Annotated in this window: 18 protein-coding genes, 2 pseudogenes and 1 riboswitch; of the genes and pseudogenes, 15 read left to right on the forward strand and 5 right to left on the reverse strand. The window is 61.9% G+C overall.

Annotated features, from left to right (window positions below; genetic code table 11):
• Positions 1–151: 151 nt before the first annotated feature.
• Both ASC80_RS09080 and ASC80_RS09085 read right to left on the reverse strand, forming a co-directional pair.
• Positions 152–1,327: an NnrS family protein gene (locus ASC80_RS09080; protein ID WP_056295309.1), complete on the reverse strand. Its 1,176-nt coding sequence runs from the start codon at positions 1,325–1,327 to the stop codon at positions 152–154.
• Between the two features lie 143 nt (positions 1,328–1,470).
• Positions 1,471–2,247 (reverse strand): Crp/Fnr family transcriptional regulator, encoded by a 777-nt coding sequence (locus ASC80_RS09085; protein WP_082512457.1) that lies wholly within the window; start codon positions 2,245–2,247, stop codon positions 1,471–1,473.
• Positions 2,248–2,541: 294 nt separating this feature from the next.
• On the opposite strand from ASC80_RS09085, the gene ASC80_RS09090 reads away from it, so the two are divergent.
• The 9 genes from ASC80_RS09090 (at position 2,542) to ccoS (ending at position 10,293) form a co-directional block, all read left to right on the forward strand.
• On the forward strand, positions 2,542–3,138 hold the full coding sequence (locus ASC80_RS09090; RefSeq protein ID WP_244487211.1) for a Crp/Fnr family transcriptional regulator: 597 nt from the start codon (positions 2,542–2,544) through the stop codon (positions 3,136–3,138).
• Between the two features lie 143 nt (positions 3,139–3,281).
• Complete coding sequence (ccoN, locus tag ASC80_RS09095) at positions 3,282–4,943, forward strand: cytochrome-c oxidase, cbb3-type subunit I (RefSeq protein WP_200941159.1); 1,662 nt, start codon at positions 3,282–3,284, stop codon at positions 4,941–4,943.
• A gap of 5 nt (positions 4,944–4,948) precedes the next feature.
• Entirely contained in the window at positions 4,949–5,686 is a 738-nt protein-coding gene (ccoO, locus tag ASC80_RS09100; RefSeq protein WP_056295864.1) for a cytochrome-c oxidase, cbb3-type subunit II, read from the forward strand.
• Positions 5,683–5,853, forward strand: a complete 171-nt coding sequence (locus tag ASC80_RS23020) for a cbb3-type cytochrome c oxidase subunit 3 (RefSeq protein ID WP_082512458.1) — start codon at positions 5,683–5,685, stop codon at positions 5,851–5,853. Before ccoO ends, ASC80_RS23020 begins: the two co-directional genes overlap by 4 nt.
• Positions 5,844–6,722 carry a cytochrome-c oxidase, cbb3-type subunit III gene (ccoP, locus tag ASC80_RS09105; RefSeq protein WP_056295321.1) on the forward strand — a complete coding sequence of 293 codons (879 nt, stop codon included), beginning with the start codon at positions 5,844–5,846 and terminating at the stop codon, positions 6,720–6,722. Before ASC80_RS23020 ends, ccoP begins: the two co-directional genes overlap by 10 nt.
• Positions 6,722–6,946, forward strand: a complete 225-nt coding sequence (locus ASC80_RS09110; protein ID WP_200941160.1) for a hypothetical protein — start codon at positions 6,722–6,724, stop codon at positions 6,944–6,946. Before ccoP ends, ASC80_RS09110 begins: the two co-directional genes overlap by 1 nt.
• A 9-nt stretch (positions 6,947–6,955) precedes the next feature.
• The gene (locus ASC80_RS09115; RefSeq protein ID WP_056295327.1) at positions 6,956–7,774 is read left to right on the forward strand and encodes a DUF2189 domain-containing protein; all 819 of its coding nucleotides are present in this window, start codon (positions 6,956–6,958) and stop codon (positions 7,772–7,774) included.
• 54 nt (positions 7,775–7,828) lie between these two features.
• Positions 7,829–10,105 carry a cation-translocating P-type ATPase gene (locus ASC80_RS09120; protein WP_056295330.1) on the forward strand — a complete coding sequence of 759 codons (2,277 nt, stop codon included), beginning with the start codon at positions 7,829–7,831 and terminating at the stop codon, positions 10,103–10,105.
• The gene (ccoS, locus tag ASC80_RS09125; protein WP_056295333.1) at positions 10,102–10,293 is read left to right on the forward strand and encodes a cbb3-type cytochrome oxidase assembly protein CcoS; all 192 of its coding nucleotides are present in this window, start codon (positions 10,102–10,104) and stop codon (positions 10,291–10,293) included. Before ASC80_RS09120 ends, ccoS begins: the two co-directional genes overlap by 4 nt.
• Positions 10,294–10,352: 59 nt before the next feature.
• Here ccoS and metE read toward each other — a convergent pair.
• A pseudogene (gene metE / locus ASC80_RS09130) lies at positions 10,353–12,700 on the reverse strand (5-methyltetrahydropteroyltriglutamate--homocysteine S-methyltransferase).
• Between the two features lie 103 nt (positions 12,701–12,803).
• Positions 12,804–13,024: riboswitch (cobalamin riboswitch) on the reverse strand.
• Between the two features lie 354 nt (positions 13,025–13,378).
• Here metE and ASC80_RS09135 point away from each other — a divergent pair.
• The gene (locus ASC80_RS09135) at positions 13,379–15,382 is read left to right on the forward strand and encodes a methyl-accepting chemotaxis protein (protein WP_056295865.1); all 2,004 of its coding nucleotides are present in this window, start codon (positions 13,379–13,381) and stop codon (positions 15,380–15,382) included.
• Between the two features lie 142 nt (positions 15,383–15,524).
• Here the strand turns inward: ASC80_RS09135 and frc are convergent, their stop codons facing one another.
• On the reverse strand, positions 15,525–16,799 hold the full coding sequence (frc, locus tag ASC80_RS09140) for a formyl-CoA transferase (protein WP_056295334.1): 1,275 nt from the start codon (positions 16,797–16,799) through the stop codon (positions 15,525–15,527).
• Positions 16,800–16,877: 78 nt separating this feature from the next.
• On the reverse strand, positions 16,878–18,626 hold the full coding sequence (gene oxc, locus ASC80_RS09145) for an oxalyl-CoA decarboxylase (protein WP_056295866.1): 1,749 nt from the start codon (positions 18,624–18,626) through the stop codon (positions 16,878–16,880).
• A 484-nt stretch (positions 18,627–19,110) separates the two neighbouring features.
• Here oxc and ASC80_RS23660 point away from each other — a divergent pair, with 484 nt between their 5' ends.
• The 5 genes and pseudogenes from ASC80_RS23660 to sucD form a co-directional block, all read left to right on the forward strand.
• Positions 19,111–19,254 (forward strand): hypothetical protein, encoded by a 144-nt coding sequence (locus tag ASC80_RS23660; RefSeq protein ID WP_156464307.1) that lies wholly within the window; start codon positions 19,111–19,113, stop codon positions 19,252–19,254.
• Positions 19,255–19,423: 169 nt separating this feature from the next.
• Entirely contained in the window at positions 19,424–20,728 is a 1,305-nt protein-coding gene (gene oxlT / locus ASC80_RS09150; protein ID WP_056295337.1) for an oxalate/formate MFS antiporter, read from the forward strand.
• A 210-nt stretch (positions 20,729–20,938) separates the two neighbouring features.
• Positions 20,939–23,071: an acetate--CoA ligase family protein gene (locus tag ASC80_RS09155; protein ID WP_056295340.1), complete on the forward strand. Its 2,133-nt coding sequence runs from the start codon at positions 20,939–20,941 to the stop codon at positions 23,069–23,071.
• A gap of 121 nt (positions 23,072–23,192) precedes the next feature.
• A pseudogene (gene sucC, locus ASC80_RS09160) lies at positions 23,193–24,380 on the forward strand (ADP-forming succinate--CoA ligase subunit beta); the annotation flags it as partial.
• A 4-nt stretch (positions 24,381–24,384) separates the two neighbouring features.
• Positions 24,385–25,253 (forward strand): succinate--CoA ligase subunit alpha (sucD, locus tag ASC80_RS09165; RefSeq protein WP_056295342.1); only part of this gene is annotated, 869 nt, incomplete at its 3' end.

The following is a 25,253-nucleotide window of genomic DNA, read 5'->3' on the forward strand; positions in this document are numbered from 1 at the left end:
GAAGTATAGCGGCGTGGTCTGCCTCATCTCTCATCAGTGATCCAGCAGCCTAGCGGGTTTGACTCCTCTCTTTGCACTATAGCTGCGGCGTTAAGGAATTCTATACCTGCAAGTGCGGCCAACTGGCATTCAGGGAAACAGTAAAACCGGTTCAGCTAACCCGCGGCGAGGTCAATGCACGGCCGTAGCCGAAGCCGAATGTCAGGAATGCTGCCGACCACAGCGCAGCCGCGATCACGAGGCAGTGGGCGCCCCATTCCGGCGCAAAAGCCGCGACACCCCGCAGCAGCGCTGCAAGGATGATGGCAGCATAAATCACGCAGGTGAGTACGTCGGCCTTCAGGGCGCGGCCGGTGTGGCCCAGCGTCGCACGGGTCATCACCGCAAGCGTCATGCCGCCGACCGCGCCGACGGTCCAGACATGCAATCCCGCGGTCGGCGGCGCGAGCCCGAAGGCAGCCGCGGCCAGCACGATGAACCCGACCGGAATGAAGGCGTAGGCGATGTGCAGGATCAGCACCAGCGGATCGCGCGTGGTGCGATAGCCCTGCCAGCGGTAGAGCCGCACGAGATGCAGACCACCGGCGAGCAGCAGGAGGCAGCCGGTGACACGGCTGTCCTCCGCGATCACCCAGCCAATGAGCGACACAAGCCCGGCCACAAGAGCGATCATGTCGACCTTGCCGAACGGTGCCGGCAGATTTTTGGACTGATTGCGGGCCAGCCAGTTGCGCGTGAAGCTTGGCACGATCCGCCCGCCGATCAGCGTGATCAGCATGATCGCTGCAGCGACGCCAACCTTGCGGCCATAGAGGGCCGTGCCCGTAAAATGAAGTTCAAGATGAAATGCAACATTCCCGGCGATGAAGATGCCGACAAGGATCAGCACCTTGAGATTCGACCAGTTCTTCCCGGCGACGATCTCGCGCAGCATCGCCAACGCGACGACGACGAGAAACGCGCAGTCGATCATCGCTGTCGCCGCCCAGCCGAGTTTCGCCGACATCGCAACTGCGACGCGCCCGGCGAGCCACACCGTCAGCAACAAGACCAGAGGCCAGCCGTTGAGCGGCAGCCGCCCCGTCCAGTTCGGGACCGCGGTGAGCAGAAAGCCGGTCACGACCGCGGCGAGATAGCCGTAGATCATTTCGTGGGCGTGCCACTCCACCGCGGGAAACAGTACCGGCAGGTCCAGATGGCCGAGATAGGTCAGAATCCAGAGAGGAACGGCGATGGCGCCGTAGAGCGCGCCGAACAGGAAGAACGGACGGAATCCGTAGCTGAAGAGCGGAATTCCTTCGTAGGCGCGCAAACGCGGAATGGCCATCACGAGTCCTCGTTTTCGGACGACGCGCGGGTTCACCGGTGCGCGTGCTTCGCTGACACTAGCCGCGACCGCATCGACGATTCATTGATGTTGCGCAAACATCCAGCCGATCTGATTCACGGCCTTAGTCGATGTAAAACGCGTCAGCGAACGATCCCCGCGCCCGCCGCAACACCGCGAAGACGATCGGGGTTGAGCACCCCGACGCGACGGCGGCCGCACTGGACGATCCCGGCCCGCTCCCACACTTGCAGGATACGGCTGACCGTGAACAGTGTCGTTCCGCAAAGATCGGCAAGATCGCGGCGCGACATGCTGATATCACGGGCTTCCGCCTCGCCGGGAGCGACGGCTGCCTGCTTCTCGACGATCCGGATGAGATTGCGCGCCAGCCGCCGGTCGACAGGCTCCTGCGCCATTTCACGCATCCGCGACATGAATTCGTCGGCGCGGTCGCTGACGATCGCGAGCGCGTTGGACGAGAGTTGCGGGATACCAGCGATCGCGTCGAATATGTAGCTGGCGTGCCATGAGATGACGAGGGTATCGCTCGCCGCCACCGCCGTTGCGGGGTACGGCCGCTTGCGGAAAACCGCCGCGCAGCCGACGAGATCGCCGGGCAATTGCAACCCAAGCACCACCTGGCCGCCTTCCGGCGTCAGATAGATGAGCTTCACATTCCCTTCCAGGATCATCAGGAGCGTCGACGACGGATCGTCCTGCCTGAAAAGTTCGGTATCGCGGGCCACACGCCTGCGCGTACCGTCAGCCGCCAGTTGCCGCAGCAACTCCGGGGCAACCCCCTGAAAGAATCGGGATCGCCCGAACATCGGCACACAATCGTACTGGATGGCCCCGGACTCTCCCGGACCCCGCACTTGGCCATAATTGCCACGCGTATCATGCATCAGGCGCTGCATCTGGACTCATCCTCACCCGGTCCGCCGTGTGAGTGGCGCCGCCGACCGGTTCGTGCCAGCATCATGGGCGCAGCGCGTTCCTGTCACATTGATCCAGATCAAAGACGCCTGTATCATTTAGGAGTGTTTCGTTGAGGTTCTCATACTCAAGGTCTTTGCGAAATGTCCGAAGTCTTGACCAGGGCCGCTGATGTTTGCGCGCATCATCGGCCCAACGGATGCACCCGCTGCAAGGCTCGCCTGATCAGTGTGTGTTCGGTCCTGAATCCGTCGGATCTCAGCGAACTCGAGGCCATGAACCGCCCCCGAAAGTTCGGCGTCCGTGAAAACATCGCGACCGAGAACGAAACGGCCGAGAATGTTTTCAGCATCACCGAAGGGATGGTGCGAATCTATCGGATGCTTCCCGGCGGCCGTCGGCACATTCTCGGGTTCGGATTACCCGGCGACTTCCTCGGACTCTCGCTGCTCAGCATATTCGACTTTTCGGCGGATGCCGTCACCGACGTGTCGGTTTGCCAGTTTCCGCGCAAGGTCTTCGCCAGTTTCGTCGATCGAAAGCCTTACTTCCTGAAACGGCTGCATGAGTTTTCCAACAACGAACTGCGGCTGGCTCAGCACCAGATCGTGATGCTCGGCCGCAAATCCGCCGACGAGCGCGTCAGCGCCTTCATCATCATGTTGCGCGACCGGACGCGCGGCGCGGGCTATTCTTCCGCGACATTGCCGCTCCCGATGAACCGGCAAGATATCGCCGATTATCTCGGCCTGACCATCGAAACGGTGAGCCGGACCCTGACGAGGCTCGCCAAGGAAAAACTCATCCTCATTGTCCCCGGCGGCGTGCGCCTGCTGCGTGCGGACCGCCTCGAGGAATTTGCCGCAGCGTAATCCGAAACAACGGACTCCTTTCAAACCATACCTGGCGTTCCCGCTATTTGATCCAAATCAATGTTGCAACCGGTCGGTTTGCTATGCATTCCGACAGTGCTCTCTCAGGGCACGTCACTGCTGATGGACAGGATTTTCCGCGCATGATCGCCCAACTCACCCGCTCCGAGCGACAATTTGCCATCATGATCAGCATGGCGCTCGCGGTCTGCGGATTGGTCTTTGCCATTCTTGGCCGGAACGATCCGCTCGGCGCTCACGGCGCCCTGGTCTTGGTCGCAGGCCTTCTCGGCGTTTTCTGGGTCGGCTCGGGCTACTACGACTCTGAGCCCTTAGAGAATCGGCTCGCCCTCTATTATGACGATCCGAGCCGCGTCGGAATCATCCTCGCGATGGTCTGGGCGGTGTTCGGCCTCGCCATCGGTGACTGGGTGGCGTGGCTTCTGGTCAATCCCGATCTCACGTTCGATGCGGGATGGTCGAGCTTCGGCCGTCTCCGGCCGGTGCATACTACATCGGTGATCTTCGGCTTCGGCGGCAACGGACTGATCGCGACCTCGTTCTACGTCATGCAGCGCACCTCGCGCGCGCGCATGCCTGATCAGCTCAGCCCGTGGTTCGTGCTGCTCGGCTACAACCTGTTCTGCGTGCTCGCCATCACCGGCTACATGATGGGCATCACCCAGTCGAAGGAATATGCCGAGCCGGAATGGTACGCCGACATCTGGCTGGTGATCGTCTGGGTCGCGTATTTCGTGCTTTACCTGCGGACGCTGGCGCGCCGCAAGGAGCCGCACATCTACGTCGCCAACTGGTACTACCTCGCGTTCATCCTGGTCGTTGCGATGCTGCACATCGTCAACAACCTCGCTGTGCCGGTGTCGATCGGCAGCGCCAAAAGCTATTCGCTGTTCGCCGGCGTTCAGGACGCGATGACGGAATGGTGGTACGGCCACAACGCGGTGGCGTTTTTCCTGACCTCCGGCTTCCTCGGCATGATGTACTACTACCTGCCGATCCGCGCAGGGCGCCCGATCTTCTCCTACCGGCTGTCGATCATCAGCTTCTGGGGCATCACGTTCTTCTACATGTGGGCGGGTTCGCATCACCTGCACTACACGGCCCTGCCGCAATGGGTTCAGACACTCGGCATGACCTTCTCGGTGATGTTGCTGGTGCCATCATGGGCGTCCGCAGCCAACGCTTTGCTGACGCTCAACGGCGCCTGGCACAAGGTGCGTGACGACGCGACGCTGCGCTTCATGATGGTCGCTGCAGTGTTCTACGGCCTGACCACGTTCGAGGGATCGTTCATGGCGATCCGTTCGGTCAACTCGCTGTCGCACTACACCGATTGGACGGTCGGCCACGTTCACGCCGGCGCACTCGGCTGGGTCGCGATGATCACCTTCGGCTCGATCTACGCATCGGTGCCGTGGCTATGGAAACGCGAGAGCATGTATTCGGCCGCTCTCGTCGAGGCGCACTTCTGGCTCGCCCTCGCCGGCACGGTGGTCTACGTGTTCGCGATGTGGAATTCCGGCATCATCCAGGGGCTGATGTGGCGGACCTACAACGAGAGCGGCACCCTCGCCTATTCCTTCACCGACTCCCTGGTCGCGATGCATCCCTACTACATCGCGCGCGCCGTCGGCGGTCTGCTGTTCCTGATCGGCGCAGTGATCGGCTGCTACAACATCTGGATGACGATCCGCACAGCTCCGGAAGGCGCGGTGGAGAAGGTCAGTGACAAACCCGATGCCGTCCTTGCCGGCGGCGTACCCGCCCTGCAGCCGGGGGAGTGACGAACATGTTCGGGTTTCACTATCGGCTGGAACGCAAGACCATCGGACTGGTGCTGGGCATCATCGGCGTCGCAAGCATCGGCGGCATCGTCGAGATCGCACCCCTCTTCACGATTCACCAGACCGTGGAAGACGCGCCGAACATGCGGCTCTATACGCCGCTCGAACTCGCCGGGCGTAATATCTACATCCGCGAGGGCTGCTACGCTTGCCACTCACAAATGATCCGTACCCTGCGCGATGAGGTCGACCGCTACGGTCCCTACTCGCTCGCGGTTGAGTCCAAATACGATCACCCGATGCTGTGGGGCTCCAAGCGCACCGGACCCGATCTCGCCCGCATCGGCGGCAAGTATACCGACGAGTGGCAAACGGCACATCTCAACAACCCGCGCGACGTGGTGCCTGAATCCGTCATGCCGGCCTATGCCTGGCTGAAGCGGACCGAGCTGCGGGTTGATGACCTCAGCAACCATCTCAAGGCGCAACGCGCGGTGGGCGTGCCATACACCGACGACATGATCGCGAATGCGCGAGCCGATGCTTACGGACAGGCGGCGCCGGATTCATCCGATGCCGATGGCGTAACCAAACGCTATGGTGCTGCGACCAACGTGCGCGCGTTCGACGGCAACCCCGGAAGCGTCACCGAGATGGATGCTCTGGTTGCTTACCTGCAGATTCTCGGGCGGCTGACCGATGCCGCCACCAAGCCAGTCGCTGATGCCGGAGGAACGAAATGACCGTCGAGCATGACTTTCTCGTTGGTTTCTCGAAGTCCTTCGGACTGTTCTATCTGATCGCGCTGTCGATCGGCGTGCTGATCTACGCCTATTGGCCTTCGAACCGGAAACGTTTCGATCATGCAGCCCAGTCGATCCTCACCAAGGAGGACAAGCCATGGGTGTGATCGAGCGCGATCCCTACACCGGACAGGCCACCACCGGGCATGAATGGAACGGCATCAAGGAACTGAATACGCCGGTGCCGCGGCCGGTCTACTTCTTCCTGATCATCACCTTCCTGTTCTCGGTCGGTTACTGGGTGCTGATGCCCGCATGGCCGGTAGGCGTGACCTACACCAAGGGGCTTCTCGGCATCGACCAGCGCGAGATTCTCGCAGACAGCCTCAAGGAAGCGGCCCTCGATCGCGGAACATGGACGCAGCGGGTCGAAAGCGAGAGTTACAAGGATATTCTCGCCGACAAGACTCTGATGCGGTCGGTCCGCGAAACCGGACACACCCTGTTCGGCGACAATTGCGCCGCCTGCCACGGCGCCAAGGCGCTCGGCAACAAGGGCTACCCCAATCTCACCACCGCGTCGTGGCTGTGGGGCGGCGACCCAGAGGCGATTGCCGAAACCATCCGCGTCGGCATCAACACGGCCCACCCTCAAACCCGCACGTCGCAGATGGTCGCCTTCGGCCGCGACGGCGTGCTGAAATCCGGCGAGGTCGATGATGTCGTGGCTTATGTCCGGTCGCTGTCCGATCCGGCATCGGCGAAGGGCATCGATGCAAAGAAGCTCGCCGCCGGCAAGGCGCTGTTCGCAACCAACTGTGCGTCATGTCATGGCGACAACGCCACCGGCAACACCGAACTAGGCGCGCCCAACCTCACCGACAAATTCTGGATCTATGGTGGCGATCTGCAGTCGGTCACCGACACGGTCTGGAGCGGCCGACAGGGACACATGCCGTCATGGGAAGGCCGGTTGTCGCCGCTCGACCGCAAAATCCTCACCCTCCACCTCACCGATTTGAGGAATCCGAAATAATGAACGGGGCCGCACCAGCAACATCGCACAAATCCAGAGCGATGATCTGGACGCTGGTCGGCGCCGGCCTGCTGCTTCTGGTCGCCGCCAATTCGCATCTCGTTTATGTGGCGACGACCTCACAACCCGATTGCGTCACGCATGTCAGACGCGGCGAGACGGCCACAAGCGGCCAGTACAGCGCCGCATCATCGTCATGCTCACCGGCACGATCCGGAGGATAGGCAATAACAATGGCGAAAGAGACCATCATTATCCCCCCCTACGTTCCGCCGCTGCCGCGTGAGAACGTCTGGCGCCGCAACCTGCCGCGCGAAGCCGCGTTCGACTGGCTGGCCGCCGGATGGCGCGACCTCAAAATCGACCCTGCGCCAAGCCTGATTTACGGCCTGATCGTGTGCGCCGTGTCGATCGTTATTGTCGGCGGCCTGTTCTGGCTGGGCCTGGACTACATCCTGTTTCCCGCATTCGCGGGGTTCATGGTGGTGGGCCCGATCGGCGCCATCGGCTTGTACGAGAAAAGCCGGCGCATCGAAGCCGGCGAACCGGTGACGCTGGCGAGGATGGTGTTCGTGAAGGCGAGATCCGGAGGGCAGATCCTGTTCACCGGCGTGCTGCTCTGCGGCTTGATGCTGCTGTGGATGCGGGCCGCCGTGATCATCTACGCGCTGTTCTTCGGCCTGCGCCCGTTCCCCGGTCTCGATCATATCGCGGAGATGCTGTTCTCGACGCCGGTCGGCTGGGCGATGCTGATCGTCGGCAGCGCGGTCGGCGGATTGTTCGCAGCATTCTCTTTCGCCATCAGCGCGTTTTCGATTCCGATGCTGCTCAACGAACGCCTCGATGCACTCACCGCGATGGGCAGCAGCATGGCGCTGGTCTGGAACAATCTTCCGGTGATGCTGACCTGGGCCGCGATCGTGCTTGCGCTGTTCGTCGCGAGCGTCGCCACCGGCCTGCTCGGCCTGATTATCGTTTTCCCGCTGCTCGGCCACGGCACCTGGCACGCCTACCGCGCCGTGTGCCCTGACACTTCAGCTCAGCCGGCATAACACCGGCGAGACCCTGACACCGGTCGCGCGCGGCCGGGAGGAATGGAGCGATCCATGAGCTGCTGCGCCCCCGGCGCCGAACTCGACCGGATCCAGATCGGCACCTCGGACGAGGAAATTCTGCTCGCCAGCCGGCCGATCAGTGACGGCCTGCGCCAGACCGATCTGTCAGTGCCCGATATTCATTGCGGCGGCTGCCTGCGCACGATCGAGACCGCGCTTGGTGCGCTTGACGGAGTCGTCTTTGCACGGGCCAACCTCTCGGCCCGCCGCGCGACTATCCACTGGCGCGGCGACACGCCGCCGCCGGTCATCAAGACGCTTCACGATATCGGTTACGACGCCCACATTCACGACATTCGCGCCACCGCCGATGATCCGGTGCTATCGCGATTGCTGCGCGCGCTGGCCGTCGCCGGGTTCGCCGCCAGCAATATCATGCTGCTGTCGGTTTCGATCTGGTCCGGTGCGGCCGCGGAGACGCGCGATCTGTTCCACTGGATCTCGGCGCTGATCGCCCTGCCCGCGCTGGCCTATTCAGGACAGGTTTTCTTTGCTTCTGCATGGCGCAGCCTGCGGCACGGGCGCACCAACATGGACGTGCCGATCTCGATCGGCGTCCTGCTCGCCTTCGGGATGAGCCTGTACGAAACCATCCATCACGGTCCGCATGCCTATTTTGATGCGTCGGTATCGCTGCTGTTCTTTCTCCTGATCGGCCGCACGCTCGATCACATGATGCGCGCACGGGCACGGCGGGCGGTGGAAGGGCTGGAACGATTGTCGGCGCGCGGCGCGCTGGTGCTCCAGTCCGATGGCAGCCGGCTCTATCTCTCCGTCAACGAGATCGAACCCGGCATGACCATTCTGCTTGCCGCCGGCGAACGTGTTCCAGTCAACGCGACAATCATCAAAGGACAATCCGAACTCGACCGCTCGCTGGTATCCGGCGAAAGCGTGCCACAACCGGCGACCATCGGCATGCGATTGCAAGCGGGCATCCTTAATCTGACCGGGCCGCTGACCATTGTCGCCACCGCCGCAGCGAAAGACTCCTTCCTTGCCGACATGATGCGGATGATGGAAGCCGCCGAAGCCGGCCGCTCCGCCTATCGCCGCATCGCGGATCGCGCCTCCCAACTCTATGCCCCCGTCGTTCACACCGCCGCGCTGCTGACCATGATCGGATGGGTAATCGCGACCGGTGACTGGCATCGCGCGATCACCATTGCCGTCGCGGTTCTCATCATCACCTGCCCATGCGCTCTCGGCCTCGCGGTGCCGATGGTCCACGTCGTCGCGGCAAAACGGCTGTTCGAGAACGGCATCATGATGAAGGACGGCAGCGCGCTCGAGCGGCTCGCGACCATCGACGCGGTGGTGTTCGACAAGACCGGCACCTTGACACTGGGCCGTCCGCGCCTGATCGACAGCGGCACGATCGACTCGGACGCGCTGGCGCTGGCGCTGGCGGGTGCGATCGCCGCTCATTCGCGGCACCCCTATTCGATGGCGCTTGCCGAGGCGGCGGGCAACACGTCGGCGATGTCCTTCGAGTCGGTCTCCGAACGTCCGGGGTTTGGATTGGAAGCAATCGCCGGGGCAACCATCTATCGGCTTGGCAGGGCGGAATGGGCGCTCGGCGGCGCAATGCCGAGCACATCCCCGAATAACGCCGCGGTCGTGCTGTCGATCAACGGCATCCAGGCAGCGGGCTTCCGTTTCGACGATCGTCTGCGCGCCGGCGTGCGGGAGACCGTCGCCGCGCTCGCCGCCGACGGTTTCTCGGTCGAGATTTTGTCAGGCGATGCCGAGCAGCGCGTGCACGATCTCGCGGCCCCACTCGGCGTCGTCTATCTCGCCGGATTACAGCCGGGCGACAAGGTGCGTCACGTCGCGGACATGAAAAAGGCTGGCCGGAAAGTGCTGATGGTCGGCGACGGGCTGAACGACGCGCCGGTTCTCGCGGCCGCCGATATTTCGATGGCTCCCGGCTCCGCTGCGGACATCAGCCGCAATGCCGCCGATCTGGTGTTCCTGCGGGAGAATCTCAGCGCCGTGCCGCAGGCGATTGAAATTTCACGGCGCGCCGGCGCGCTGGTCCGCCAGAATCTCGGACTGGCCGTGATCTACAACCTGATCGCCGTGCCCGTGGCCGTGCTCGGCCATGTCACACCCCTGGTCGCGGCGATTGCGATGTCGCTGTCGTCGATCCTTGTCGTCGCCAATGCCATGCGTCTCGGCGGCTGGCGCAAGCGCGATCAGGTGATCGAGACGGTACGTCATCCCAAGGCGCAGAATGGACCGCTCATCGCGGAGGCCGCCGAATGATGGATTTTTTCTATCTCATTCCGATTGCGCTGGCACTTGGCGCGATTGCGCTGGCCGCCTTCATGTGGTCGATGGCGAACGGTCAATACGACGACCTCGACGGTGCTGCCGAGCGCATCCTGTTCGAGGACCGCGATCACCCGATGCCCGACCACCCTCATAAGGAACATCCTGCGCCACGCGCGTGACCCGGTCACACGCCAGCCTCCGGAAGCCGGGCATTTAACCCGGCCTCCGGCATTGCCGTTTACGCCAATGCGCGCGCCTGCCTCGCCGCCTCGACCATGTTGGCGAGCGCCAGCTTGACCTCAGGCCACCCGCGCGTCTTGAGACCGCAATCAGGATTAACCCACAGCTGCTCCGCCGCGAGGTTGTGGCGCGCCTTGCCAATCAGCTCCATCATCTCGGGCACATCCGGCACCCGGGGCGAATGGATATCGTAGACTCCCGGCCCGATCTCGTTCGGGTACTTGTAGGTTACGAAAGCGTCGAGCAACTCCATCTTCGAGCGCGACGTCTCGATCGAGATCACGTCGGCATCCATCGCACCGATCGCATCAATGATGTCGTTGAACTCGGCGTAACACATGTGGGTGTGGATCAGGGTATCGTCCTTTACGCCGGCCGCCGAGATGCTGAAACACTCCACCGCCCAGCCGAGATAGGTTGCCCAGTCACCGTTGCGCAGCGGCAGGCCTTCCCGCAACGCCGGCTCGTCGATCTGGATGACGCTGATCCCGGCCTTTTCGAGATCGGTCACTTCGTCGCGCAGGGCGAACGCGATCTGGCGGCAGACCTGATCGCGGGACAAGTCGTCGCGCACGAACGACCATTGCAGCATCGTCACCGGCCCGGTCAGCATCCCCTTCATCGGACGTTTGGTCAGCGACTGCGCGTAGGACGACCATTCCACAGTCATCTGCTTGGGGCGGGACACGTCGCCAAAAATGATCGGCGGGCGGACATAGCGTGAGCCATAGCTCTGAACCCAGCCACGCTTGGTGAAGGCATAGCCGGACAGTTGCTCGCCGAAATACTGCACCATGTAATTGCGCTCGAACTCGCCGTGAACCAGCACGTCGATCCCGATCTCTTCCTGCCAGCGCACCGCCTGCTCGGTTTCCCTGCGCAGAAAAATTCGTATTCGGCATCGTTCAGCTGACCCTTGGCATGAGCCGCCCTCGCCTTGCGCACATCCTCGGTTTGCGGAAACGATCCGATCGTGGTGGTCGGAAACGCCGGCAAGCCGAGAACATCGACCTGCAGTTTGCGGCGCACCGCGAACGGACTCCGCCGTCGCGCGACATCGGCCGACACATTAAGAGTGCGCAATTGCACCGACGGATCGTGGATCTTTGGCGACGATCTGCGTTGCGCAGCGGCTTTGTCGGAAGCAGCCAAGGCATCCTTGACCGCGCCACGGCCAAGCAACAGCGCCTTGCTGAGAGTTGCCAGTTCCTCGGTTTTCTGAACCGAGAACGCGAGCCAGTTTTTCAGGTCTGGATCGAGTTCTTCTTCCTGATCGAGATCGATCGGCACATGGAGCATCGAACAGGACGGCGCCAGTTCGAGACGATCCAGCGGACGAGTGGCAACAATGCCGTCGAGCGAATCCAGAACCTGCGACAGGTCGGCTCGCCAGACATTGCGGCCATCGATGACGCCTAGCGACAGCACCAGATCGTCGGGCGCTCTGGCGGCCACGGACGCGATCAGGCCGGGCCCCCGGACCAGGTCGATATGCAGCCCGGCGACCGGCAGCGACACCGCCAGATCGGCATTATCGCCAAGATCGCCGAAATAGGTTGCGAGCATGATCCTGATGCCGGGCACTCTGCGCGCGAACTCCGTGTAAGCGGTTGTCAGCGCGGTCTTCGCTGCAACATCGAGATCCAGCGCAAGGCACGGCTCATCGATCTGCACCCAGTCCGCGCCCTCGGAGGCGAGTCGCGACAGCACCTCGGCATAGACGGGCAGCAGCTTCGGCAACAAGGACAACCGATCGAATGAAGGATCGCTGCACTTGCCGAGTTTCAGGAATGTCACCGGCCCGACGAGAACCGGATGGGTCTGATAGCCGAGCGACTTCGCTTCGCGGTACTCGTCGATCGCCTTCGTGCTCGCCAACGCCTGATCCTTGGTGAATTCCGGCACCATGTAGTGATAGTTGGTGTCGAACCACTTCGTCATTTCCTGCGCCGGCACGCCGTGTCCGTGCGATCCATGACCGCAGCCGTCGCGGTCACCGACCTGCCCCTGGCTGCCGCGCGCCATCGCGAAGTAGGTCGCAAGCGAAACGCTGCCGCCCGACCAGCCATAGATCGCAGGGACGGCGCCGACCATCACGCTGGTGTCGAGGACATGGTCGTAGAGCGAGAAATCATTGGACGGGATGTTGGTGACGCCGAGCGCACGCTGACGCGCCCAATTCGCGACCCGGAGTCCGGCCGCGGTTTCGAGCAATGAGGCTTCGGTGATTTTTCCCGACCAGAACTTTTCGAGTGCGGTCTTCAATTCCCGTCGTGGGCCGATGCGCGGCACTCCGAGCGTACTGACGGAAACTGAAGGCTTCGTGAGAGAAGATAAACCAGACATCGGCAACCCCGTGATGTTGGGGCAAGGGCCGAGCGGACGCGCGCGAACAATCGCGATGGCAACGCCATCAACTGCAAGCGACACACCGGGGCACCCCGCCCGTGGACGTTACAATGTCGCGGCAGGTCTCCTGGCTCACGGGTCGTCGCCTGTGTCCGGCCTTCCCGAGGCTTTCGCCCCAGTGACACTGGTGGACAAGGCTCGCCGTTTACAGTTGCGGGGGCAGCTGCGGCATTGCGCGGATCGCAGGCGATCGCACGCGCACCGTATTCCCTCTTAGCTCCAGACAAGCAGGTCTGAAGAACCACGACGCTGCGACTATGGGCAATCGCAACCGCATGTCAACGCAACGCCGGAGTGACGATCGTGGGCAGCGAGCACGCACGACACGCTGACCGCGCCTGGCTCGTGCGGGTTGGGATGAATCCCATCTGGATACCTTTATGGGCTCACAGGCTGCTCGCCCGCACTGCTCCATGCCCGAAATCTCGCAGGAAAAGCCGTTGCATAAGGGGTTTTACCGCCACGCAGGGTAACGTTTACGGCGTTTTATCCATTCTGCTCTAACTTGAATCACCGCTTTCGGGGCCACTAGGGCTGCCGGAGACGATCATTTTTGGGGAATGGAGGCCGCAAGTGGGTTGGTTGAACGCTGTCCGGCAGAAGCCGGTGTCCGCAATGATCCCAACGCTGAGATTCCGTGGGAAAGTGATGTTCGGCTTCGCCGTGGTCCTCTGCATTTCCGCGATCAGTATGGGAATTGCCTATATCGGCTTCGAACGTGTTTCGACCGGTATGGAAGCCTATCGCCGCAGCGTCGCCGAGGCCGACCTCGCCCGCAACATCGACCAGGAACTGATCACCTATCAGTCCCTCGTTCGTTACTATGTCGTCACCGGCAAGGAAGATGATGCCCAGGCGGCGGCGATCGCTGAGGGCAACCTGCAGAATGCCATCACCCAGTCGATGAGGATGACCATCGATCGTGGGCGCCTGGATAAGATCTCCCGGCTGTCGCGTGACTTCCAGATTTTCACCAAAATCTTCGCGGACGTTCTGGAGGTCAAAAAAGAAATTGCACGGCTCTCCGAAAACAGCATCGTTCTCGGTGGAACCAAGCTGCAGTACAAATTCGACGACCTCATCAATATGGCAACCGAGGACGACATAGCCACCGTCGAACTTGCCGCAAAGCAGGCCAAAGCCCAGTTCATGGCGACTTCGGCCATGGCCAGTACGTTCATTATCAACTTCGACCAGACCACCGCAAAAAACGTGTCGGCACGACTGAAGTTTGCTGATTTTTCGATCAAGGCGATTTCAGCCGACAATGAGAAGATCAAGTCGCGCCTCGACGAGATCGGCGCGCTGTTCAATACCTATCGCTCGGGGTTCGACCAGCTTGTCGAAAAATCGGTGGCCATCTCGAAGCTCATGACGGAAATGAGTGAGTCCGCGGCTCTGATCACCCAGGGCTCGCAGGCGATGAAGGCTGACATGGTGAATGAGCAGCAGCGGCTCGAGGCACAATCGAACACCACCATCCACGAGATCGAGCGTCTGGTGGCGATACTCGCCATCGGCGGATTTATTCTTGGCGGCCTGTGGGCCTTCGTACTCGGCAAGCAGATTTCGCGGCCGATCGTCAGGATGTGCGCGGCGATGCGCGAACTGGCCGGCGGCAATTTCGATGTCGTTCTACCGGGACTTGGCCGCAAGGACGAACTCGGCGAAATGGCTTCCGCAGTGGAAGAGTTCAAGGTTCAGGCCGTCGCCAAGGCTGAACGCGAAGCTGCGCAACACGAAGAGCAGAACCGGGCCAGCAGTGCGGCGCGTCGGGCTGAGCTGATCGGCTTCGCGGATACCTTCGAAGCCGCTGTCGGGGCCATCGTCTCGAACGTCTCGACGTCGGCGGTTCAACTCGAAGCCGCTGCCGGAACGCTGACGCGAACTGCGGAAACGACCGAAACTCTCTCTGGAGAAGTCGCGGGCGCATCGGAAGAAGCATCGGCCAATATGCAGTCGGTAGTGGCAGCAACCGAAGAATTGTCCGCGTCAGTCGACGAAATCCGCCGTCAGGTCCGCGAGTCCAACCGGATCGCCGAAGGCGCTGTCGAACAGGCACAGCACACCGATAACCGCATCGGCAAGCTGTCCCGTGCGGCGGGTCAGATCGGCGACGTCGTCAAGCTGATCACCGCGATTGCGGAACAAACCAACCTGCTCGCCCTGAACGCCACCATCGAGGCTGCCCGCGCCGGCGAAGCCGGACGCGGTTTCGCAGTGGTCGCCTCAGAGGTGAAATCGCTCGCAACCCAGACCGCGAAAGCGACCGACGAGATTTCGTCGCACATCGCCGGGATGCAGGAAGCCACGCAGGAGTCAGTGGCGGCGATCAAGGAGATCGGCAGCACAATCGGCCAGATCTCGACCATCGCCGGAACGATCACCAACGCCATCGAGCAGCAGAGCGCGGCAACTCAGGAGATCGCCCACAGCATCCAGAACGTTGCGGCCGGAACCCAGCAAGTCGCCGGCAACATCACCGAGGTCAATCGCGGCGCCTCCGAAACCGGCGAAGCCTCGGCCGAAGTCCTCAACTCGGCGCAAACGCTGTCGGCCGAAAGCACCCGGCTCCGTCAGGAGCTCGACCGCTTCATGGCGAATATCCGCGCGGCCTGATCTGCGGGACACCGGTAAACCAAAAAAAGGCGGCTCCGCCGATGCGGAGCCGCCTTTTCTTTTGTCAGCGTAGCCGGCTGCGGGCAAAAAAGTGCCGGGGCTACTGCCCCGGCGTAGTCGTCCTCGGGGGAAACCCCTTACCTCATTCGGCAGCCTCGCGTGCCCCGCCAATCGCGCCCGACTGGCGAATGTCGCCGATCTGGCCCGGGCTCAACTTCAGAACATCGCGCAGGATTTCTTCGGTGTGCTCGCCAAGCAGCGGCGAGCGCTTCACCTCCGACACCGAGTCGGACAGCTTGATCGGATTGCCGACAGACAGATACTTGCCGCGGGTCGGATGATCGACCTCGACAACTGTGCCGGTGTTGCGCAGGGACGCGTCCTCCGCCAATTCCTTCATCGACAGGATCGGCCCGCACGGGATGTCGTACTTGTTGAGGATGTCCATGGCCTCGAACTTGGTCATGCTCATGGTCCACGCCTCGATGCGCGCGAAGATCTCGTTGAGCTTCGGCAGACGCGCCTTCGGGGTGGCGTATTCCGGATCGGTCTTCCAGGTTGGCTCGCCGATGACATCGCAAATCTTCTCCCAGACCGGAGCCTGGGTGATGAAGTAGATGTAGGCGTTCGGATCGTCCGGTGCGCCCTTGCACTTGAGGATGCGACCGGGTTGACCACCGCCGGAATCATTGCCGGCGCGTGGCGTGGCATCGCCAAACGGAATGCCCTCGCCGAACTGGCTGTACTCGGTCAGCGGACCGGCCTTGAGGCGCTGCTGGTCGCGCAGCTTGACCCGGCAAAGATTGAGAACGCTGTCTTGCATCGCGACGCTGACCCGCTGACCCTTGCCGCTATGGGTGCGATGATAGAGCGCGGTGACGATACCGAGCGCGAGATGGAGGCCGGTGCCGGAATCGCCGATCTGCGCGCCGGTGACGAGCGGCGGGCCATCGCGGAAGCCGGTGGTCGAGGCGGAGCCGCCGGTGCACTGCGCGACGTTCTCGTAGACCTTGCAATCCTCATACGGGCCGGGGCCGAAACCCTTGATCGACGCCACGATGATCCGCGGGTTGAGGCTGCTGATATGTTCCCAGGTGAAGCCCATGCGATCGAGGGCACCGGGTGCGAAGTTCTCGACCAGCACGTCGCAGGTCTTGATCAGCTCTTCGATCACGAACTTGCCTTGCGGATTCTTGCTGTCGACAGTGATCGAGCGCTTGTTGTGATTCAGCATCGTGAAGTACAGCGAGTCTGCGCCTTTCACATCCACAAGCTGACCGCGAGTGATGTCGCCGCCACCCGGACGCTCGATCTTGATGACGTCAGCACCGAACCAGGCCAGCAACTGCGTGCAGGTCGGGCCGGATTGAACGTGCGTGAAATCCAGGATACGAACGCCTTCAAGCGCTTTAGTCATAACTGCCTCCAGTTTCGATTCTTGTTTCCCTCGGTCTCGTTGCCTCGCCTGCACTGGGCAAGGCAACGAGAGGTGTTCTCACTTCTTTTTGCCAACCACGCTCTGCGGGTTGAGATTTCCGATACGGCCGCTCTCGGTGCCGGCGGCCGGATCGATCACTGCGTTGATCAGCGTCGGCGTGCCGGAGTCCATCGCGGCGTCCACCGCACGCTTCAGCTCGTCCGGCGTCGTCACATTGACGCCGACACCGCCGAACGCTTCCATCATCTTGTCGTAGCGCGCGCCCTTGACGAACATTGTGGTCGCCGGGTCCGCGCCGCCCGACGTATTGAGGTCGGTGCCGCGATAGATTCCGTTATTGTTGAAAATAACAATGCAGACCGGCAGGTCGTAACGGCAGATCGTCTCGACTTCCATGCCGGAAAAGCCGAAGGCGCTATCGCCCTCAACCGCCAACACCGGCTTGCCGGTTTCGATCGCCGCGGCGATGGCGAAGCCCATGCCGATGCCCATCACGCCCCAGGTGCCGACGTCGAGACGTTTGCGCGGCTGGTACATGTCGATGACGCCGCGCGCAAGATCGAGCGTATTGGCGCCTTCGTTGACGAGAATCGCATCCGGCCGCTCCTTAACGACGGTGCGCAACGCGCCAAGCGCACCGTGGAAATCCATCGGCGCGGTATTCTTCATCAGCTTCGGCGCCATTTTGGCGACGTTCTCTTCGCGCTTCGTCTTGATCGCACCGGTCCAGTCGGATGGCGCTGCCGGCCACTTGTCACCCATGCCATCGAGCAGCGCGGACACACAGGACCCGATGTCGCCGACCAGTGGCGCAACGATCTCGACGTTCGAGTCCATTTCCTTGGGCTCGATGTCGATCTGGATGAACTTCTTGGGTGCGTCGCCCCAGGTCTTTCCCTTGCCGTGCGAGAGCAGCCAGTTCAGGCGCGCGCCGACCAACATCACGACGTCGGCATCTTTCAACGCTGTCGAGCGCGCCGCGCCCGCGCACTGCGGATGCGTATCGGGCAAAAGGCCCTTGGCCATGCTCATCGGCAGGAACGGTATGCCGCTTTTCTCAACCAGCGCGCGGACCGCATCGTCGGCCTGTGCATAGGCAGCGCCCTTGCCGAGAATGATTAGCGGCCGCTTGGCGCTTTTCAACACGTCGAGCGCACGCTTGACCGCAGCCGGCGCGGGAATCTGTGCCGGTGCGGCGTCGATGACCTTCACGAGAGACTTCTGCCCGGCGTCCGCATTCATCACCTGCCCGAACAGCTTGGCGGGCAGATCGAGATAAACACCGCCTGGACGCCCCGAGACGGCAGCGCGGATCGCGCGCGCCACGCCGATGCCGATGTCGGCGGCGTGCAGCACGCGAAAAGCCGCCTTGCAGAGCGGTTTGGCAATGGCGAGTTGGTCCATCTCCTCATAGTCGCCCTGCTGCAGGTCGACGATCTCGCGCTCGGACGAGCCGGAGATGAGGATCATGGGAAAACAGTTGGTGGTGGCGTTGGCGAGCGCCGTCAGACCGTTCAGAAAACCGGGCGCCGAAACTGTGAGGCAGATGCCCGGTTTTTTTGTCAGGAAGCCCGCGATGGCCGCGGCGTTGCCGGCGTTCTGTTCGTGCCGGAACGAAATGATACGAATGCCGGCGCCCTGCGCCATGCGTCCAAAATCCGTGATCGGAATGCCCGGCACACCGTAGATCGTCTCGACGCCGTTGAGTTTGAGCGCATCGATGATGAGGTGAAAACCGTCCGTCAATTCCTGCTCTGCGCCGGCTGTGCTTGCACCAACGCTTTGTGCGACTGCTGTGACTGACATCATAACCCTCCCAGGCTTTCGCCGCTTTTTTGCGACTTTGCTATTGAACGAGTGGTTCGAGACTTCCTGCTGGCGAACCGCCGGCATCTATTCTTCTACTTCGGACCCTTATTGCGATGGCCCATCGACCTTGCAATTACGAAACCCGATAGCTGCGACTCAAAACCCGCTGCGACACCGGGATACACATCACAGTCGGGACGCGTTGAACGTGAAAACTGACCACGCCGGGTTTTCATCAACCGCTCTCAAAACAATGCGTCCGGCGATCCGACCCGCGCGTAAACCGCGCCTGCCGAGAGCCGACCCGTTACGTTAAAAAATTGGCATACCAAATACCAACTGTCAATCAACTCAGTCAAAAACACACAAGACCCTATGTTGCCATGCAAAACGGCATTATGGCGTTGCAGTATAATAGCTGCCTCTTATCTCTGGCATACCGTATACAAGACGCATCGACGGTTTTCTGAAAGGCAATGAAATGACCACCACATCCTATGACCTGCGCCAGTCCAGCTTCCTCGCCCGCCTGTTCGGGTCGCTGTTTGCAGCGATCGGATCCTTCTTTCACGAGGTGGTCGAAGTCACTGCCCGCAACGGCAATGTGGAGCCTTTCGGCCTTTAATCTCGCAGCTTTTCTCTTCTCCCAAACGCTGTGACTTTTAAAAACCGGATGCCCTCTGTGGTATCCGGTTTTTTGTATTTCGTATTCTTTAACGCTTGCGCATTGGCATATCATATACCAATATCCAGCCTTACGTGCTCCGGCAGAGAGTGCGATTGGGAGGATAGACATGGCGGTATCGGCTTATAATGACGCTACACGTGTAAGCGACGGCTATCGATGGACCCAGCTCGCCATCGGCGTCGGCTGCATGGTGATGATTGCAAACCTGCAATATGGCTGGACGTTCTTCGTCCCCGACATTCAGAAACAATTCGGTTGGGACCGCGCGGCGATCCAGTGGGCTTTCACGCTGTTCGTGCTGTTCGAAACCTGGCTGGTCCCGTTCGAGGGCTGGATCGTCGACAAATACGGTCCACGCATTGTCATCATGATGGGCGGTGCGTTCTGCGCAATCGGCTGGATCATCAACTCCTACGCGACAAGCCTCAGCGGATTTTACGTCGGCCAGATCATTGCCGGCGTGGGCGCCGGTGCGGTGTACGGCACCTGTGTCGGCAACGCGCTGAAGTGGTTTCCCGATAAACGCGGCCTTGCCGCGGGCATCACCGCCGCCGGCTTCGGTGCTGGTTCAGCGCTGACAGTCGCGCCTATTCAGCACATGATCAAGAATGACGGCTTCCAGGCTGCATTCTTCAATTTCGGTATCGGCCAGGGAATCATCTGCATGATCCTTGCGATCTTCATTATCGCTCCCAAGGCCGGTCAAACCCCTCCCCCTGTGGTCAACGCCGCGATTCAGCAGACCCGCCACGACTACAATCCCGGGCAAGTCATCAAGCATCCCGTGTTCTGGCTGATGTACTTCATGTTCGTGATCGTCGGCGCGGGCGGCCTTCTGGTGACGGCCAATCTCAAGCCGATCGCTGCCGACTGGAAGCTGACCGACATCCCGGTGACCCTGATGGGCATCACCATGATGACCGTAACCTTCGCGGCGACGATCGACCGCGTCCTCAACGGACTGACAAGGCCGTTCTTCGGCTGGATCTCGGACAGGATCGGACGCGAGAACACGATGTTTCTCGCTTTCGGCTTCGAAGGCATCGGCATCGTGATGCTGTATATGTGGGGTCACAACCCGGTGGGCTTCGTGATCCTGACCGGTCTGGTGTTCTTCGCGTGGGGTGAAATCTACAGCCTGTTCCCAGCGGTCTGCACCGACACGTTCGGCTCGAAGTTCGCAACGACCAATGCCGGTTTGCTCTATACGGCCAAAGGTACGGCGGCACTTCTGGTCCCCTTCGGCAACTACATGCAGCAGGCGACCGGCAGTTGGGACGGTGTATTCCTGCTCGCCGCTGGCGCCAATATCCTGGCGTCGCTGCTCGCGGTCTTCGTTCTCAAGCCCTGGCGAAAATCGGTTGTCGAAAAGAGCCGGACCGTGAGCGCGGCCGGTCAGTTCGCAACCTGACCCAACGACAGACCCGCCGGCACATCCGGCGGGTCATTCTTTCAACGCATACAATAATAAGGTCACGGCGGTATGTTTGATTACCCCCGAAATCGACCAGAACCTCGGACGTAAAACGATAATCGGCAGAGTGCCGCATTTCAATTAAGCAGCAAGGCTGGATAGTATCCGGCCACGACAAACGAACATCACAACATCGGAGAGAAACCCATGGCAGTCGACAAAGCATCGGTCCGCAAGATCCTCGATATGGTCAAGGCCGATGGCCGCACAAGCCTCACCGCGCCTGAAGGCAAACTGGTGTGCGATGCTTACGGCATCAGCGTCCCCGGCGAAGGGCTTGCGAAATCAGCCGCGGAGGCCGCCAAGCTCGCGTCCGGCATGGGTTACCCGGTGGTGATGAAAATCGTCTCGCCCGACATCCTGCACAAGACGGAAGCCGGCGGCGTGGTGGTCGGCGTCAAGGATGACGCCGCGGCGAAGGCCGCCTACGACACCATCCTGGCCAATGCCAAGAAGTACAAGGCCGATGCTAAAATCGAAGGCATTCAGGTTCAGCAGATGCTGATGGGCGGTACCGAAGTCATCATCGGCTCGATCACCGATGGCTCGTTCGGCAAACTGGTGGCGTTTGGCCTCGGTGGCGTGCTGGTCGAAGTGCTGAAGGACGTGACCTTCCGCCTCGCTCCCACCACCAAGGACGAAGCGCTGACGATGCTCGACGGCATCCAGGCTCATGAGATGCTGAAAGGCGTGCGCGGCGGCGACCCGGTCAACCGCGAGGCTCTCGCCAAGATCATCGTCAGCGTGTCGCAACTCGTCAGCGATTTCCCTGAAATCATCGAACTCGATCTCAACCCGGTGTTCGCGACCAAGAAGGACGCCATCGCGGCTGACGTACGCATCGTCGTCGACTTCGCCTACAAGCCGCGCCCTGCTCCGCGCTCGAACGAAGAAATCGTCACCGCGATGAACCGGATCATGATGCCGAAGGCTGTGGCGGTGATCGGCGCGTCCGCCGAAGCCGGCAAGATCGGCAACTCGGTGATGAAGAATCTCATCAACGGCGGCTACAAGGGTGAGATCTATCCGATCCATCCGAAGGCCGACGAAATTCTCGGCTACAAGGCCTACAAGAGCGTCAAGGACGTCCCCGGCACCATCGACACCGCGGTGTTCGCGATCCCCGCGAAATTCGTCGCGGGCGCACTCAAGGAATGCGGCGAGAAGAAAATTCCCGGCGCGGTTCTGATTCCGTCGGGCTTTGCCGAGGCGAACGAGCCTGCGTTGCAGGAAGAGATCGTCGAGATCGGCAACAAGTACAATGTGCGCCTGATGGGGCCGAACATTTACGGCTTCTACTACACCCCAGCCAATCTCTGCGCGACCTTCTGCACCGCCTACGACGTCAAGGGATCGACGGCGCTGTCGTCGCAGTCGGGCGGCATCGGCATGGCGATCATTGGCTTCTCACGCTCCGCGAAGATGGGCGTGTCGGCGATCGTCGGTCTCGGCAACAAATCCGACATCGACGAGGACGATCTGCTCGCTTTCTTTGAGCAGGACAAGAACACCAACATCATCGCGATGCACTGCGAAGACCTGAAGGATGGCCGCGCCTTTGCCGACGCAGCCAAGCGCGTCTCCAAGAACAAGCCGGTCGTGGTGCTGAAGGGCGGCCGCACGTCGGCGGGTGCCAAGGCAGCGGCGTCGCATACCGGCGCGCTCGCGGGTAACGACAAGATCTATGAGGACGTTCTCAAGCAGTCGGGTGTTATCCGCGCCCGCTCGCTGCGCCAGCTTCTCGAGTTCGCGCGCGGCATCCCCGTGCTGCCGACTCCGAAGGGCGAGAACGTGCTCATCATCACCGGTGCCGGTGGCTCAGGCGTGCTGCTGTCGGACTCGGTGGTCGATAACGGCATGGCACTGATGAAGATGCCGGACGATCTCGATGCGGCGTTCCGCAAGTTCATCCCGCCGTTCGGCGCGGCCGGCAATCCGGTCGACATCACCGGCGGCGAACCGCCGATCACTTACGTCAACACCGTCAAGCTCGGCCTCACCGACGAACGCATTCACTCGCTCATCCTCGGCTACTGGCACACCATCGTCACGCCGCCGATGGTGTTCGCCAAGAACATGATCGAGGTGAAGAACGAAATGAAGGCCAAGGGCTTCGACAAGCCGATGGTCGCCTCGCTTGCAGGTGACGTCGAGGTCGAGGAAGCCGCCGAATATCTCTACCAGAACGGCATTCCGGCCTACGCCTATTCGACCGAACTTCCGGTCGAGTTGCTCGGTGCCAAGTACAAGTGGGCGCGCGGCGCCGGTCTGATCAAGTGAGGCCGCACGCGTCATGAACATTCACGAGTATCAGGCGAAGGCGGTGCTGAAGGAGTTTGGCGTTCCTGTGTCGAAGGGGGTGCCGATCTTCAAGGCGTCGGAGGCGGAGGCTGCGGCGAANCACGAGTATCAGGCGAAGGCGGTGCTGAAGGAGTTTGGCGTTCCTGTGTCGAAGGGGGTGCCGATCTTCAAGGCGTCGGAGGCGGAGGCTGCGGCGAAGCAGCTCGGCGGTCCGGTGTGGGTGGTGAAGAGCCAGATCCACGCCGGCGGCCGCGGCAAGGGCAAGTTCAAGGAAGCCTCGGCCGGAACGCAGGGCGGCGTGCGGCTGGCCAAATCCGTCGACGAGGTCAAGACGTTCGCCGGCGAGATGCTCGGCGCCACGCTGGTGACGGCGCAGACCGGGCCTGCCGGCAAGCAGGTCAACCGGCTCTACATCGAGGACGGCTCGGCGATCGAGAAGGAGTTCTATCTCTCGGCGCTGGTCGACCGCGAAACCTCGCGGATCTCGTTCGTGGTTTCGACCGAAGGCGGCATGGACATCGAAAAGGTCGCCCATGACACGCCAGAGAAGATCGTGACCTTCTCGGTCGATCCGGCGACCGGGATCATGCCGCACCACGGCCGCACCGTGGCGCAGGCGCTCGGGCTCACCGGCGATCTCGCCAAGCAGGCCGGCAAGCTGGTGGCGCAGCTTTATGACGCGTTCGTCGCCCGCGACATGGAGATGCTCGAGATCAACCCGCTGATCGTCTCCAAGGACGGCCAGCTGCGCTGCCTCGACGCCAAGGTGTCGTTCGACTCCAACGCGCTCTACCGCCACCCCGACATCGTCGCGCTGCGCGACACCACCGAGGAGGACGCCAAGGAGATCGAGGCGTCGAAGTACGACCTCGCTTATATCGCGCTCGACGGCACCATCGGCTGCATGGTCAACGGTGCCGGTCTGGCGATGGCGACGCTGGACATCATCAAGCTCTATGGCGAGAGCCCCGCGAACTTCCTCGACGTCGGCGGCGGCGCCAGTGAAGAGAAGGTGACGGCGGCGTTCAAGATCATCACCGCCGATCCCAATGTGAAGGGCATCCTGGTCAACATCTTCGGCGGCATCATGAAGTGCGATGTGATCGCCGCCGGCGTCGTCGCCGCGGTCAAGGCGGTCGGGCTCAAGGTGCCGCTGGTGGTGCGGCTCGAGGGCACCAATGTCGAGGAAGGCAAGACCATCATCCGCGAGAGCGGCCTCAACGTGCTGCCGGCCGACGATCTCGACGATGCCGCGCAGAAGATCGTCAACGCCGTGAAGGGAAAGTAAGCCGATGTCCGTGCTGATAGACAAGAACACCAAAGTCATCTGCCAGGGCTTCACCGGCAAGAACGGCACCTTCCACTCCGAGGGCGCGATCGCCTACGGCACAAAAATGGTCGGCGGCACCTCGCCGGGCAAGGGCGGCACCACCCATCTCGGCCTCCCGGTGTTCGACACCGTCGCCGAGGCCCGCGCTAAGACCGGCGCCGAGGCGTCCGTGATCTATGTGCCGCCGCCGGGCGCGGCGGACGCGATCTGCGAGGCGATCGACGCCGAGGTTCCGCTGATCGTGTGCATCACCGAGGGCATCCCGGTGCTCGACATGGTGCGGGTCAAGCGCTCGCTGAGCGGCTCGAAGTCGCGGCTGATCGGCCCGAACTGTCCCGGCGTGGTCACCGCCGGCGAATCCAAGATCGGGATCATGCCGGCCAACATCTTCAAGCCGGGCAATGTCGGCATCGTGTCGCGCTCCGGCACCCTGACTTATGAAGCGGTGTTCCAGACCACCCAGGCCGGGCTTGGCCAGACCACGGCGGTCGGCATCGGCGGCGACCCGGTCAAGGGCACCGAGTTCATCGACGTGCTGGAGATGTTCCTGGCCGACGACAAAACCACCTCGATCATCATGATCGGCGAGATCGGCGGTTCGGCCGAGGAGGACGCCGCCCAGTTCCTCAAGGACGAGGCCAGGCGCGGCCGCAAGAAGCCGATGGTCGGCTTCATCGCCGGGCGCACCGCCCCTCCCGGCCGCCGCATGGGCCATGCCGGCGCCATCGTGTCCGGCGGAAAGGGCGACGCCGAGTCCAAGATCACCGCCATGGAAGCCGCCGGCATCATCGTCTCCCCGTCCCCCGCAAGACTCGGCACAACTCTTGTCGA

The organism is Afipia sp. Root123D2, from assembly GCF_001425835.1.
GTDB lineage: Bacteria > Pseudomonadota > Alphaproteobacteria > Rhizobiales > Xanthobacteraceae > Afipia.